General features: G+C 57.9%; 12 protein-coding genes and 1 pseudogene. 10 read left to right on the forward strand and 3 right to left on the reverse strand.

All coding sequences use genetic code 11. The features are described 5' to 3' along the window. Positions 1-61 precede the first annotated feature (61 nt). A pseudogene (locus HA41_RS04890) lies at positions 62-735 on the reverse strand (hypothetical protein). A gap of 75 nt (positions 736-810) precedes the next feature. Continuing rightward, on the reverse strand, positions 811-1,440 hold the full coding sequence (locus HA41_RS04895; protein ID WP_244175088.1) for an autotransporter: 630 nt from the start codon (positions 1,438-1,440) through the stop codon (positions 811-813). Positions 1,441-1,693: 253 nt separating this feature from the next. Between HA41_RS04895 and HA41_RS04900 the strand changes: the two genes are divergently transcribed. From HA41_RS04900 to HA41_RS04940, 9 genes are all read left to right on the forward strand, one after another. Beyond that, complete coding sequence (locus tag HA41_RS04900) at positions 1,694-2,254, forward strand: DNA-3-methyladenine glycosylase I (protein ID WP_094119830.1); 561 nt, start codon at positions 1,694-1,696, stop codon at positions 2,252-2,254. Between the two features lie 115 nt (positions 2,255-2,369). Next, the gene (locus tag HA41_RS04905; protein WP_094119831.1) at positions 2,370-3,032 is read left to right on the forward strand and encodes an OmpA family lipoprotein; all 663 of its coding nucleotides are present in this window, start codon (positions 2,370-2,372) and stop codon (positions 3,030-3,032) included. A 148-nt stretch (positions 3,033-3,180) separates the two neighbouring features. Continuing rightward, entirely contained in the window at positions 3,181-4,161 is a 981-nt protein-coding gene (locus tag HA41_RS04910) for a LacI family DNA-binding transcriptional regulator (protein WP_094119832.1), read from the forward strand. Positions 4,162-4,233: 72 nt separating this feature from the next. Then, positions 4,234-5,259, forward strand: coding sequence for a LacI family DNA-binding transcriptional regulator (locus tag HA41_RS04915; RefSeq protein WP_094119833.1), 1,026 nt, complete (start codon positions 4,234-4,236; stop codon positions 5,257-5,259). 142 nt (positions 5,260-5,401) lie between these two features. Further along, positions 5,402-6,148, forward strand: coding sequence for a sugar phosphate isomerase/epimerase family protein (locus HA41_RS04920; RefSeq protein ID WP_094119834.1), 747 nt, complete (start codon positions 5,402-5,404; stop codon positions 6,146-6,148). Between the two features lie 9 nt (positions 6,149-6,157). Continuing rightward, on the forward strand, positions 6,158-7,111 hold the full coding sequence (locus HA41_RS04925; RefSeq protein ID WP_094119835.1) for a sugar kinase: 954 nt from the start codon (positions 6,158-6,160) through the stop codon (positions 7,109-7,111). 33 nt (positions 7,112-7,144) lie between these two features. After that, a complete protein-coding gene (locus HA41_RS04930; RefSeq protein ID WP_094119836.1) occupies positions 7,145-8,428 on the forward strand; it encodes an MFS transporter in 1,284 nt (427 codons plus the stop codon). 83 nt (positions 8,429-8,511) lie between these two features. Beyond that, positions 8,512-9,486, forward strand: a complete 975-nt coding sequence (ghrB, locus tag HA41_RS04935) for a glyoxylate/hydroxypyruvate reductase GhrB (RefSeq protein ID WP_094119837.1) — start codon at positions 8,512-8,514, stop codon at positions 9,484-9,486. A gap of 81 nt (positions 9,487-9,567) precedes the next feature. Beyond that, positions 9,568-10,818: a valine--pyruvate transaminase gene (locus HA41_RS04940; RefSeq protein WP_094119838.1), complete on the forward strand. Its 1,251-nt coding sequence runs from the start codon at positions 9,568-9,570 to the stop codon at positions 10,816-10,818. Here the strand turns inward: HA41_RS04940 and HA41_RS04945 are convergent. Next, the gene (locus tag HA41_RS04945) at positions 10,815-12,266 is read right to left on the reverse strand and encodes an aminotransferase-like domain-containing protein (protein WP_094119839.1); all 1,452 of its coding nucleotides are present in this window, start codon (positions 12,264-12,266) and stop codon (positions 10,815-10,817) included. The genes HA41_RS04940 and HA41_RS04945 overlap by 4 nt on opposite strands. A 227-nt stretch (positions 12,267-12,493) precedes the next feature. Here HA41_RS04945 and HA41_RS04950 point away from each other — a divergent pair, with 227 nt between their 5' ends. Next, complete coding sequence (locus HA41_RS04950; protein WP_094119840.1) at positions 12,494-13,960, forward strand: hypothetical protein; 1,467 nt, start codon at positions 12,494-12,496, stop codon at positions 13,958-13,960. Positions 13,961-13,974 lie beyond the last annotated feature (14 nt).

The following is a 13,974-nucleotide window of genomic DNA, read 5'->3' on the forward strand; positions in this document are numbered from 1 at the left end:
CGCAGAAGTGTTTATTGTACCTTTTTTAAGGGTGCGGATCGCTCAAAAAGCGCGAGCATTATCAGTGAGAGGTCGCCGGGGAGGTGGCATGACGGGCAGCGGCGGGCTGGGTCGCACTGACGGCGACAGCCGCCGGGCGCGTTTGCCATAAATAACGCACTGAAGCCAGCCAGCAGAGGCCGTAACCCAGCAGCTCGGTACCCTCTTCCGCCATGTTTTTAACCACGCGGTTGTAATCGCCCAGCATCAGATGCTGCCACAGCGAATGAATGCCAAACAGGCGGGAAAAGACCAGCACCACCAGAAAACCGGAAGCCATCACCGGCCAGCTGCGGTGTTGCAGCAGCCTGGCCAGCGCGTGCAGGGTTTTTTCGGCGTCCGCAGCGCGACGGCCAGACAACCGGCCGTCACCGCCAGCGCGAACCAGATCCAGCTGCCGTGCTGGATAGTATCAAACACAAAGTCGAGTTCACGGATCAGCATACAGCTATAGAAGCCCGCCACTAAGGTCAGCGCGCCGCGCTGTGCCGGACGGCGATGGGCAGTGATAAAGAACAGGACGGCAATCACCGCCAGCATAATTTCCTGGGTGGTTTCAGTAAAAGAGGTTTCGTGCAGCGCATCGTTCATCCAGGCCACATCGATATAGATGGGCAAAATCAACAGGGCGAGAAAGAGTGCTGCCAGTACGAAGACCGTGATTTCACGGCCAATAATTGTCAAATCGTTGCGCATAGTGTTACCAGTATAATGATTAGCGGACTCATTATATTTTAAACGACTGACGTCCTTTCTCTTTTTATGCCCCGCCTAGAAGCTGGCGCTGATGCCGAGACTATACAGCAACGGCTCATCACTATTCAGCGCACTGTTTTGTGAAAACGAGGCGAAAGCGGCCAGATTACGGTTTAACGGCAGCTGTGCCCCCACGCTAAGATCAATTCCGCTCTCCTGACGCGTGCCGACTGCCGTCTCGCGCCGATCGTTTTGTGACGACTCGTTCAGGGGACGGCTGTAGCTGAGCTGAGCCCACGGCGTAATCCATCCCTGCTGCAGATCGACACGCCAGCCGACGCTGGCAACCTGCTCACGGCTCTGCTGATCGCTGTAGTCACATTGCAGGCAGCCCATCTGCTGAGGATCGACCGCATATTGCGCCACCGGACCGGTGGTAACGGCGTCGCCGACCGGCAGTTCCAGTCCGGCGCGATAGCGTTTTCCCAGCGGCGTGGTCCCGACGGTGCCGGTTTCACTGTGCAGCTCTACCGGCAGGCTGGCCGGCGAATTGAGCGCGGCCTCGAACAGGGCGCGATTCTCATTGCTGAAGTCGAGCGACGAGCGGGAGATTTTTTCTGCCAGAATGGTGTCGTAATCGGGGTGAGCCACGGTCATTGCGGGCGCAGCAAAGTCGCCGCCCCAGGCAAAGGTCGGTTGCGTCAAAAATAAAAGTCCTGCACCACACCAGACGCGTATCCGATAGCGCTGGCCTCTCCACCCACTTTTCTGCACCATACCCTCTCCAGTCGGAGGCTGAAGTTATTCCCGGGCGTCTGGATTAACCACCGGTTTGTGAGCCTGTTTACTCGTCGTGAAAGTACCGATCATCATATAGTCGTTAGTTGTTTAACTATTGACCGATTGTTTCTAAGATCAAGCGCCCCGATAAAATTTTTCTGCGATAAGGAACCCGATAATGCAACGATGCGGCTGGGTAACCCAGGATCCCCTCTATCTGACCTACCACGATACCGAATGGGGCGTGGCGCAAACCGACAAGCGCGCGCTGTTTGAGATGCTCTGCCTTGAAGGGCAGCAGGCGGGATTATCCTGGATCACAGTATTGAAAAAGCGGCAGAATTACCGTGCGGCGTTTCACCATTTTGACCCGCAGGCGATTGCGTTAATGGACGATCAGGATGTGGCAGGGCTGCTGCAGAACAGTGGAATTATTCGTCACCCCGGCAAAATTGCCGCCATTATCGCCAATGCCCGGGCGTTTCTGGCGATGGAAGCAAAGGGTGAGGATTTTGCCCGCTTCGTCTGGCAATTTGTCGATAACGCGCAAATTATTCACCATTATCCTGACTACAAGCTGGCACCCACTACCTCAGCGCACGCCATCGCGCTCTCTAAGGCGCTTAAACAGCGTGGCTTTAAATTCATCGGCCCGACAATATGCTATTCCTTTATGCAGGCCTGCGGACTGATAAACGATCACCAGACCGGTTGTTTTTGCCATCCTGACAATCTTTAAGCGCCGTTACGGGCAATTTAAGACTTTCCCTTATCCTTTCCTGACTTTTACGCGGCATAATCGTGCCGCTTATGGGGACAGTTTTCCCCTGTGTGTCGAACGTAAGGGAACAAAAATGCAGAAGAAATTGATCGCGATTACCTTGTTATTGAGCGGAAGCCTGGCCCTGTCCGGCTGTACCACCAACCCTTACACCGGCGAATCGCAGGCGGGTAAGTCAGGTGTAGGTGCCGGTCTGGGTGCCTTAGTGGGTGCTGGGGTTGGTGTACTCTCTTCATCCAAGAAAGATCGCGGCAAAGGCGCACTGATTGGTGCCGCAGGCGGCGCAGCGCTGGGTGGCGGTGTCGGGTATTACATGGATGTGCAGGAAGCGAAGCTGCGTGACAAGATGCGCGGTACTGGCGTCAGCGTGACCCGTGAAGGCGATAACATCGTTCTTAATATGCCGAACAACGTGACGTTTGACTCGAACAGCAGCAACCTGAAACCGGCGGGCGCGAATACCCTGACCGGCGTTTCAATGGTACTGAAAGAGTATCCGAAAACCGCGGTAAATGTGGTGGGTTATACCGACAGCACCGGAACGCGCGCCCTGAATATGCGTCTGTCACAGCAGCGTGCCGAGAGCGTCGCCAGCGCACTGATCGTCCAGGGTGTTGCCAGCGATCGTCTGCGTACTCAGGGCGCAGGCCCTGATAATCCGGTCGCCAGCAACAGTACCGAGGCTGGAAAAGCGCAAAACCGTCGTGTTGAAATTACCCTCAGCCCGCTCGGCTGATTGCGGTCGCCCCCGAACGGGGGCGCATTCACGCTATTGGCTTTTTCTGTAAAGATGAGTGTTAAAGGTTCCAGTAAGGTTTCTGTCCATAGAGCCACTTCAGGCTTTATGGTAGTCTGATCGAAATTTGATCAGCGGGTCGTGTTTTATGTCACTTAAAGCGATTGCTGCGGCATTAGGGCTTTCTGTCACCACGGTCAGCCGCGCGCTCAACGGGTATCAGGATGTTGCACAGGAGACCCGTATACGGATCGAAGAAGAGGCGCAACGTCGCGGCTATCGGGCTAATGCAGCCGCCCGTCGTCTGAAAACCGGACGCGCCAATGCAGTCGGTTTGCTCTATCCGATCGGTACATCGCCACTGAGCGACGGCCACTTCAGTGAAATGTTGCTGGCGCTGGATCAACGCCTTGCCCACCACGAAATCGATCTGCTGCTGCTGGCTGATAAACCGCAGAGCCAGCCATTCCTGACCCGTCTGCTGCGCAGTCGCGCCGTGGATGCCATCGTTGTTACCCATATCACCCCGCAGGACAAGCGGCTCTCCACGTTGCTGCAGACCGACCTTCGCTTTCTGGCGCTGGGGCGCAGCGATCTGCCGCCACGCTACGCCTGGTTTGATGTGGATCATGCGGCCGGTTCGCAACTGGCGGTCGGCTATTGTCTGTCACAGGGAAAAGGGCAGATTGCCTGGCTGGGCAGCAATGAAACCCGCACCGGGGTACGTGATCGTCGTCAGGGCTATCTGGATGCGCTCGGTACCGCCACGCCTTATGCGCAGGCCGCGGTACCCGCTACGCGGCGTGCCGGCTACCAGCAGACCTGTGCCTGGCTGGCACAGCAAAATCCGCCCGACGCCATCATTACCGATTGCGGTCCACTGGCGGAAGGCGCCGTGGTCGCACTGCAGCAGGCCGGGCGGGCAGAGGGCGATCACGCCATTATGCTGATCGGCTGGGACGGGTTACCGCGCGATGCGATTCTTGATTATCCCCTGATCACCATCCGGCAGGCAGCACAGCAACAGGTCGGCGAGCAACTGGCAAAGATGATGTTACAGCTGCTGAATGGCACGCCGCCGCCGCAATTACAGACGCTGTGGCAGCCCTGGCTGCAATTACCGGCCTAGCAGCTGTGCTTTTTTGCGACTGGACGCGGCTGTGCTAGTCTCTGCCTGGTTTCTACTTTTGCAGGATATTTCATGAAAATCAGGCCGCCTCGCGCCACCATCAGCGATGTTGCTCACGCGGCACGAACCGGAAAAACCAGCGTTTCACGCTATCTCAATGGTGAGCTGCATCTTCTGTCAGCCGATCTAAAGGCCCGGATTGAGCAGGCCATTGCTGACCTCAGCTATCGTCCAAGCCAGATGGCGCGTGGCCTGAAGCGTGGCCGTACCCGGCTGATTGGACTGATCATCGCCGACATCACCAACCCCTATTCGGTTGATGTGATGAGCGGCATTGAAGCGGCCTGCCGCGAACAGGGTTTCACCCTGCTGATGTGTAATACCAACAATGAAGTGGACCTGGAACAGCACTATCTGCAGCTGCTGAGTAGCTATCAGGTGGAAGGCATTGTGGTCAATGCGGTGGGGATGCGCGAAGAGGTGCTGAGTCATCTGCAACAATCCCTGCTGCCGATGGTGCTGATTGACCGCAAAATCCCCGATTTTCCCTGTGACGTAGTGGGCCTGAACAATGCCGAAGCGGCGGAGACAGCAACGCGTCATCTGGTCGATAACGGCTACGAGGCGCTGCTGTTTCTTAGCGAGCCGCTGGGCAGCGTCAATACGCGTCGTGAACGTTTGCAGGCTTTCCGCCAGGTGCTGGCGGCCCATCCGCAGGTGCAGCATGAAAATGCCGAGCTGGCGCTGCATCAGCCCGCCGCGCTGGATCAGGCGCTGCGCGACTTTCACCAGCGCCATGCGGGTAAACGCAGCGCGGTCATGGTGGCGAACGGCGCGCTGACCTTGCAGGTCGCGCGATCGCTGCAGCGCATCAATCTGCACTGGGGCAGCGATATCGGTCTGCTCGGCTTCGACGAGCTGGAGTGGGCTGCGCTGGCGGGCGTCGGCATTACCACGCTGAAACAGCCCACCTGGCAGATTGGCTACAGCGCGCTGGAACGCGTCATTGCCCGTATTGAAGGCAGCGATCTGCCGGTCGGCGAACAGGTCTTCTCTGGCGAACTGATTGTTCGTGGCTCCAGCCAGCCGCTCCGCTGATCTGATTTTCAGACTTTTACTCGTCAACTGCGTGCTCGCTTCGTGAGCACGATCATAATTTCATCCTTTGCTGCTTTGCTTTGGAACCGGTTCCATCTAGGGTTTTTACAGAACTTAGTTAAACGCCCCGATGGAGCACAACATGAAGCCTGACATTATCGTGGTGACTGCCGCTTACGGCCATACGCAGATTGCCGCACTCGGCGGTCAGACTGCACTGCTGCCGATCATTCAGCAGGCAGGCGCTGACGGTGTCGAAATCCGTCGTGAACTGTTCGATGACGCCACGCTGGCCGATCTGCCAGCGCTGGCTGCCGCGGTGACGCAGCATCAGCTGCGCGCCAGTTATTCGGTGCCGGATACGCTGTTTTGTGATGACGGTGACGTAAATCCGCGGATAACTCACTACTTTGAAGAAGCACGCCAGTTAAACGCACAACGTCTGAAACTGGCGCTGGGCCCCTTCAACGGTACGCTTCCGGCGTCGCTTTCATCATTGCTGGCAGACTCGCCGTTGCCGTTGACGGTGGAAAATGACCAGACGGTGCACGGCAGGCTCGACCCCAGCGTGCAGTTTTTTGCGGCGGTCCACGCGGCGGCGCTGCCGATCGGCATGACGTTTGATATGGGCAACTGGTGCTGGACCGGCGAAGATGCGATGCAGGCCGCGCAACGGCTGGCGTCGCAGGTCAGTTATGTGCATGTGAAAGCGGCGATCCCGCACCATGACAGCTACCGGGCAATTGCGCTTGATGAGGCTGGCGATGCGTGGCGCGCGCTGCTGCAACAGCTGCCCGCCACGGCACCGCGCGGCATTGAGTTTCCGCTGGAAGGCGACGATCTGATTGCGGTCACCCGTCACTATGTGTCGCTGCTGCGCAACGTTTGAGGAGTGAAGATGACTACGCATCACAACGGTACGCTTGATGTTGTCACCATCGGAGAAGCGATGGCGATGTTTATCGCCCGTGAAACCGGCGATCTGGCGGCGGCAGAAACTTTTATTAAACGTGCGGCGGGTGCCGAACTGAACGTGGCGACCGGCCTGGCGCGTCTTGGCCTGAAAGTGGGCTGGGTCAGCCGCGTTGGCGATGATGCCTTTGGCCGCTTTATCTGTCAGCAACTGGAGAAAGAGGGTATCGATCACCGCCAGGTGACGGTCGATAACCGCTATCCAACCGGCTTCCAGCTTAAATCCAAAGTCGATGACGGCTCCGATCCGCTGGTGGAGTATTTCCGTAAGGGCTCGGCGGCCAGCCATCTGTCGGTTGAGGATTTCGACGCTGACTATTTTGGCTCTGCCCGCCATCTGCATCTGAGTGGCGTGGCAGCGGCGATCTCCGACAGTTCGCTGGCGCTACTGAAACATGCGGCCAAAGAGATGCGCGCGCGCGGTAAAACCCTCTCTTTCGACCCCAACCTGCGGCCGGTGCTGTGGCGCAGCGAAGAGGAGATGCGTAAGCAGCTTAATCTGCTGGCGGAGTACGCCGACTGGGTACTGCCGGGCGAAAAAGAGGGGCTGATTCTGACCGGTTATCGTCAGCCCGAGGCGATTGCCGATTTCTACCTCGATAAAGGGGTGAAAGCGGTGGTGATTAAAACCGGCTGTGACGGTGCCTGGTATAAAACCGCTGAAGGCGAAAAAGGTCAGGTTGCCGCGGTTAAAGTCGATAACGTGGTCGACACCGTGGGCGCTGGTGACGGTTTTGCTGTTGGGGTGGTCAGTGCGCTGCTGGAAGGTATGAGCCTGACGCAGGCGATTCAGCGCGGTAACAAAATTGGTTCGATGGCGATTCAGGTGATTGGCGACAGCGAAGGTCTGCCGACGCGTCAGCAACTCGGCGACGCGTAGCCCGCGCCTCACATATTGACACAGGAGTTCTCGATGAAAACGCAGACAATCGCGCCAAAACGCTGGTGGTTCATCATGCCCATCGTGTTTATCACCTACAGCCTGGCCTATCTCGACCGCGCCAATTTCAGCTTTGCCTCGGCGGCGGGAATAAACGACGATCTCGGCATTACTAAAGGCATGTCCTCTCTGCTGGGCGCGCTGTTCTTCCTCGGCTATTTTTTCTTCCAGATCCCTGGGGCGATTTACGCCGAACGCCGTAGCGTTAAGAAACTGATTTTCTGGTGCCTGATCCTGTGGGGCGGCTGTGCCTCGCTGACCGGTGTGGTCAGCAACATTCCGATGCTGGCGGCGATCCGCTTTATCCTCGGGGTGGTTGAGGCGGCGGTGATGCCCGCGATGCTGATTTACATCAGTAACTGGTTCACCAAATCTGAACGGTCACGCGCCAATACCTTCCTGATCCTCGGTAACCCGGTGACGGTGCTGTGGATGTCGGTGGTGTCAGGCTACCTGATCGAATCCTTCGGCTGGCGTGAAATGTTTATTTTCGAAGGGATCCCGGCGGTAATCTGGGCGGTCGCCTGGTGGTTCCTGGTGCAGGACAAACCGGCGCAGGCGCGCTGGATGAGCGATGCCGAGAAAGCTGCACTGCAGGCGGAACTGCAAAAAGAGCAGGACAACATCAAAGCGGTGCGTAATTACAGCGAAGCGTTCCGTAACCGCAACGTGATTATTCTTTGCCTGCAATATTTCGCCTGGAGCATCGGCGTTTACGGTTTCGTGCTGTGGTTACCGTCGATTCTGCGTAATGGCACCCAGATGGGGATGGTCGAAGCGGGCTGGCTGTCTGCAGTGCCTTATCTGGCGGCGACCATTGCGATGGTGGTGGTATCCTGGGCCTCGGATAAGACGCAAAACCGTAAGCTGTTTGTCTGGCCACTGCTGCTGATTGGCGCGCTGGCGTTCCTCGGCTCTTATCTGCTGGGATCGGGCAACTTCTGGCTCTCCTATACCCTGTTAGTGATTGCCGGTGCGGCGATGTATGCCCCTTACGGCCCGTTCTTCGCCATCATTCCTGAAATGCTGCCGCGCAATGTCTCCGGCGGGGCGATGGCGCTGATCAACAGTATGGGTGCGCTCGGATCGTTTATCGGGTCGTGGATTGTCGGCTATCTTAATGGTGCCACCGGCAGTCCGTCAGCCTCCTACATCTTTATGGGATCGGCGCTGCTGGTGTCAGTGTGGCTGACGCTGATTGTTAAACCGGCGCAGAATAAGACGACGCCTCCGCTGCACGGGGCGAAACACGCCTGAAAGCGTAAGCCCAGACGTTAGCCCTTATCTTCCGGGCGGCCCGAGCGCCGCCCGTCACTGTTTTAATGACCGGGAGCCACTGAATGAAACCCGCTGTGATTCTGTATAAAAAACTGCCTGATGACCTGCGCGCCCGCCTGGCAGCGCACGCTGACATTACTGAAATCAGTGACCTGTCGCCCGCCAGCCAGCAGCAGCATGCTGAGGCGCTGGCACAGGCGGAAGGTCTGCTGGGCTCAGGCGGGAAAGTGAATGGTGAGCTACTGGCAAAAATGCCAAAACTGCGCGCCTGCTCCAGCGTCTCTGTCGGCTATGACAATTTTGATGTCGACGCGCTGAACCAGCGCCACGTGGTGCTGATGCACACCCCGACCGTGCTGACGGAAACCGTTGCCGATACCATCATGGCGCTGGTGCTGAGCACCGCGCGTCGCGTACCGGAACTGGATGCCTGGGTGAAAGCGGGTAACTGGCAGAAGAGCATTGGTCCGGAACGCTTTGGCATCGATGTGCACCATAAAACGCTGGGTATCCTCGGCATGGGCCGCATCGGCATGGCGCTGGCGCAGCGTGCCCACTTTGGTTTTGGCATGAAGATCCTCTACAACGCGCGGCGGGAACATCAGGAAGCGCAGTCGCGGTTTGGCGCAGAGCGCTGTGAACTGGAGACGCTGCTGGAACAGAGTGATTTTGTCTGCATCAGCCTGCCGCTGACTGAACAGACTCACCATCTGATCGGGGCAGAGCAAATCGCCCTGATGAAGCCGGAAGCGGTGCTGATCAACGCCGGACGCGGGCCGGTGGTAGATGAGAATGCGCTCATCGCTGCCCTGCAGGCGGGAAAACTACACGCCGCCGGGCTGGATGTGTTCGAAAAAGAACCGCTGCCTACTGACTCGCCGTTGCTGTCGCTGCCCAACGTGGTGACGCTGCCGCACATCGGTTCCGCGACCCACGAAACCCGCTACGGCATGATGCTGGATGCGGTGGATAATCTGATCGCTGCGCTCAGTGGCAAGGTCGATAAAAACTGTGTTAACCCGCAGGCGCTGAAGTAATCCCTGCGCCTTTCCATTGCGCCCGCCGATGGCGGGCGTTATGGTGGACCCCCGATTAGCTATCACAAATTTTTAACCGCTATGTCCTTTTCTCAGTTCGGCGACAAATTTACCCAACATTCCGGCATCTCACGTCTGATGGAAGATATGGGCGCGGGTTTGCGCACCCCCGGCACCATCATGCTGGGTGGCGGTAATCCGGCGCAAATCCCGGCCATGAACGACTATTTTCAGCAACTGTTGCAGCAGATGCATGAGGAAGGCAAGCTCAGCGAGGCGCTCTGCAATTATGATGGCCCGCGTGGCAAAGCAACGTTGCTGGAGGCGCTGGCAGAACTGCTGCGCGAGCAGCTGGGCTGGCCAATCAGCGCGCAGAACATTGCGCTGACCAACGGCAGCCAGAGCGCCTTCTTCTATCTGTTTAACCTGTTCGCCGGCCGTCGGGCTGATGGCAGCAAAAAGCGCGTGCTGTTCCCGCTGGCGCCAGAGTATCTCGGCTATGCCGATGCCGGACTGGAAGAGGGCATGTTTGTCTCGGCTAAACCGAACATTGAACTGCTGCCGGCCGGCCAGTTTAAGTATCACGTCGATTTCGAACATCTGCCGATGAATGACGATATCGGACTGATCTGCGTGTCACGTCCGACCAATCCCACCGGCAACGTGATCACTGACGATGAGCTGCTGCAGCTGGATGCGCTGGCACAGCAGCATGATGTCCCGCTGCTGATCGATAACGCTTATGGCGTACCGTTTCCCGGTATCATCTTCAGTGAGGTTCGCCCGCTGTGGAACCCCAACATTATTCTCTGCATGAGTCTGTCGAAGCTCGGCCTGCCAGGCGCGCGCTGCGGCATTATTATCGCTGACGAGAAAACCATCGGCGCGCTGAGCAATATGAACGGCATCATCAGCCTGGCGCCGGGCAGCATCGGACCGGCGATTGCCGGTGAAATGATTCGCCGGGGCGATCTGTTGCGCCTGTCAGAAGAGGTGATTAAGCCGTTTTATCAGCAGAAAGTGCAGCAGACGATTGCTATCCTGCGCCGCTATCTGTCGGAAGAGCGCTGCCTGATCCACAAACCGGAAGGAGCGATTTTCCTCTGGCTGTGGTTCCGCGATCTGCCGATCAGCACCGAAATGCTCTACCAGCGGCTCAAAGCACGCGGCGTACTGATGGTACCGGGCCACTTCTTCTTTCCTGGGCTGGAGCATGACTGGCCACACACCCATCAATGCATGCGGATGAACTACGTGCCGGATGCGGAGAATATTGAGCGGGCGGTGCAGATTCTGGCTGAAGAGGTTGAGACTGCCTGGCGCGACGCTTAATCCTGCAGCCCGGTTAACGACAGCTGGCACCACTGCGCCAGCTGTTGTATCGCCTGTTCCACTTCAGCATTCCAGCCAAAACCGGCGTTGAGCCGGAAACAGTGATCGTAGCGCTGATCGGTGGCGAAAATATGGCCCGGCGCAATGCCGATGCCCGCATTGCGCGCTTTCAGAAACAGCGACCGCACATTCAGCGCCTGTGGCGGCATCTCCACCCATAACACATACCCCCCTTCTGGGTCCGAAACCCGGGTTCCCGCCGGAAACTCCCGCAGCACCGACTGACGCATGGCGCTGATTTGCTGCGCCAGCTCACGCCGCAGTTTGCGCAGATGCGCATCATAGCCGCCGCTGCGCAGCAACTCGGCTACCGCCGCCTGCGACAATACCGACGTGCCCATGGTCGAGGTATATTTCAGGGAGGCGATTTTGCGCATGTAGTTAACGCTGTGTACCCAGCCGATGCGGATGCCGGGCGCCACGGTTTTGGAGAAGCCACTGCACAGAATGGCGTTCGGGCTAAAGGCGCGCATCGGGAAAGGGCGGCGTTCGCCAAAGGCGGTATCGCCAAAAATATCGTCCTCAATGATCACCACATCATTTTCATCCGCCTGACGCGCGATATAGGCTTTCTGCTCGTTTGGGATGCTTTTGCCCAGCGGATTATTAATGTTGCACAGGGTCAGAAACACCCGTACCGCTTTGCGCTGAAACAGTCCGGTGAGCTTCGCGACATTCACATAGCCTTCCGGCCCGGCGTCGACTTCGATCACTCGCAGATTGAGGTTATGCAGCATCTGCAGCAGCACGAAATAGCAGGGCGATTCGACTGCCACCACGTCGCCAGGCTGGGTGGTGGCGCGCAGCGACAGCGAGATCGCTTCAATGCAGCCGTTGGTGATCAGGATATCGTCAGTGCTGATATTGCAGCCGTAATCGACCGCCCGGCGGGCAATCTCCACTTTTAACGGCGCATAACCGGTGCCTTTGACGGTGTTACCCAGCAGCGCGGGTTTGCTGTAGCCCATCTGGCGCATCAGTAAGCCGAGCTTCTTTACCGGATAGAGCGCGCTGTCGCCGTTCGCCAGATCGAGCCGTACCCGGCAGTCGGAACCGAGCATTGCCAGATGCAGCTCAGTCTGTTCGTCGAGTGGGGCGATGGCGCGCGGCTGTTCACTGACGGCGGGCAACTGAGGCGGCCGATGGCGCTGTGGTGCGACAAAAAAGCCCGATTTAGGCCGGGCAATGGCGTAGCGCTCATCCTCCAGCGTACGTAATGTTTTCAGGGCGGTGGTGAGGCTGACGTTATACTGCGTCGCCAGGGTCCGCACCGACGGCAGACGGCTGTCGGGTGCCAGCGTACCGGCATGAATCGCCTGCTTGATCTGTTCTGCTATCTGGCGGTAACGACTGCTCTGACTCTCCTGTTCCCCGACAATATCGGCCATCTGTTCCACCCCATATCGCGCTGATCTGTGCATATTCAACAGAGTACATTCAAAGTACTTTAGGCTGCATCTCTTAATTATTCATGACGCTAAACGGATCTTTCGCCAGGGCAGGCGTGCGTCTGAGAGAGGGGCTGAGCGTGATGGTCATCCGCCCAGCCCGACCGCTGTGACCCCAGGCGTTCAGGCCATTGAGTGATTCTATTCGCGTAAGGAAAAAGTGAAAAATGAATAATCTGACCACCATGATGAAGGAGATTGAAGCGTACCTTTCACCCGCCATCATCGACTCTGCGCAGCGCTGTTCGGCTCGTCTGCTGGCGGCGTTACCCGATCGGCAGCAGCTTGAAAATAATCGTGTCCTGCTCGCCTATGGCGGGGGGAAAGACAGCAGCTACATGGTGGCCTATGTTCGTTATATTCAGGGCATCCTCTGGCAACAGCGCGGTACCACCTTTCGCCTGCGCGTCAGCACCAACCGCCATGCGGCGATGAATGACAGCGTGATGGAGAACATCAACCGGGTTTATCAATCGCTGGCGATGCAGGACGATCCGCTGGTGGAGTGTCTGGTGGTGGATGGAGTACAGATCCGCCCGTTCGCCCGGCATCTGCCGATGCCGGAGGCGGTGCGTCAGCAGAATCGCAGCGATGTGCTGATGAACGGCCACCGGTTTCGCGCGGATGGGCGCTCAACGTTCTGCAACGCCTGCAATCTCAGTATGGTGAACTCCTTTGGCCTGGCGGCGGATTACGACGGGGGAGTGGATGTGATCATCACTGGCGACTCGCCACAGGAGCAGGCGGCCTATGTAGCCTGGGCCCGGCATCTGTCACGGCTGTTTGATGCCCCGGTGGCGGAGAAAAGCCGTGGCTTTAGTGGCTTCCTGCAGACGCTGGATGGCGTTGCCGAACGCTATGGCAGCCGAATCTATGGCGCCGATCAACTGACACCGGCGCATCGCATTACCCATCAGCTGGCGCGTGATCCGCTGTTTTTCAATATCTATCAGGACACCGCCTATGAAGCGGGTGCGCACTGGGCGCTGCTCAGTGAATTTATGCGCTTCCGTTTTGATGAGCTGATGTTCAGCTTCTCCGAGTCAGACTGCGGTAACCCGACCCTGATGGCCCACCTGCGCGGTCTGCGGGCGGAAACCCTGTTACAGCGCAATTACGCGGAAGGCATCCGCGAATATGTGCGCTTTGCCCTCGGCTTAATGGTGCAGAAAGATTTTCCACCGCCGCTGATCGATGAAATGGCGGCGCGTTATCAGGATGATGGCGCGATCCAGCGCCAGCGCCAGCGGGCGGCGGCTTTCGCCGTCGAGGCGTTCGATCTCAGCGAAGATCAGCTGATCTGCATGATTTACTCGCCGTTTCTCGCCCAGGGACAACAGCTCGGACACTGGCTGAGCCAGCAGCAACTGGCGCTGGACGAGGCGGCAATCCGCGATCTGCTGGAGAACCGCAGCGACGATAGTGCGCTGGCGCAGCAGTTAACCCGGCTTTCCGGCATGACGCTGGCGCAGATGCGCCACTGCTGGCAGAGCCTGCCGGTCAGTTCGCTGCTGGAGGGCAAAAGCGCCGATCCGCTGTCGCGCGTACTGCGTTTTGATCCCCATAAAGCGGTGATTCAGGTGAACAACGGTGTGCTGAACGATACCGTGACTGAAATCATTTCCGGGCGATAGTCCGGTAAGGCGAG

It is taken from the genome of Pantoea conspicua, assembly GCF_002095315.1.
Taxonomy (GTDB): Bacteria; Pseudomonadota; Gammaproteobacteria; order Enterobacterales; family Enterobacteriaceae; genus Pantoea; species Pantoea conspicua.

Bases quoted from the DNA above. Each gene is read 5' to 3' on its own strand.
- HA41_RS04900 (WP_094119830.1), top strand. From the start codon at position 1,694: ATGCAACGATGCGGCTGGGTAACCCAGGATCCCCTCTATCTGACCTAC.
- HA41_RS04910 (WP_094119832.1), top strand. From the start codon at position 3,181: ATGTCACTTAAAGCGATTGCTGCGGCATTAGGGCTTTCTGTCACCACG.
- HA41_RS04915 (WP_094119833.1), top strand. From the start codon at position 4,234: ATGAAAATCAGGCCGCCTCGCGCCACCATCAGCGATGTTGCTCACGCG.
- HA41_RS04940 (WP_094119838.1), top strand. From the start codon at position 9,568: ATGTCCTTTTCTCAGTTCGGCGACAAATTTACCCAACATTCCGGCATC.
- HA41_RS04950 (WP_094119840.1), top strand. From the start codon at position 12,494: ATGAATAATCTGACCACCATGATGAAGGAGATTGAAGCGTACCTTTCA.
- HA41_RS04925 (WP_094119835.1), top strand. From the start codon at position 6,158: ATGACTACGCATCACAACGGTACGCTTGATGTTGTCACCATCGGAGAA.
- HA41_RS04920 (WP_094119834.1), top strand. From the start codon at position 5,402: ATGAAGCCTGACATTATCGTGGTGACTGCCGCTTACGGCCATACGCAG.
- ghrB (WP_094119837.1), top strand. From the start codon at position 8,512: ATGAAACCCGCTGTGATTCTGTATAAAAAACTGCCTGATGACCTGCGC.
- HA41_RS04945 (WP_094119839.1), bottom strand. From the start codon at position 12,266: ATGGCCGATATTGTCGGGGAACAGGAGAGTCAGAGCAGTCGTTACCGC.
- HA41_RS04905 (WP_094119831.1), top strand. From the start codon at position 2,370: ATGCAGAAGAAATTGATCGCGATTACCTTGTTATTGAGCGGAAGCCTG.
- HA41_RS04930 (WP_094119836.1), top strand. From the start codon at position 7,145: ATGAAAACGCAGACAATCGCGCCAAAACGCTGGTGGTTCATCATGCCC.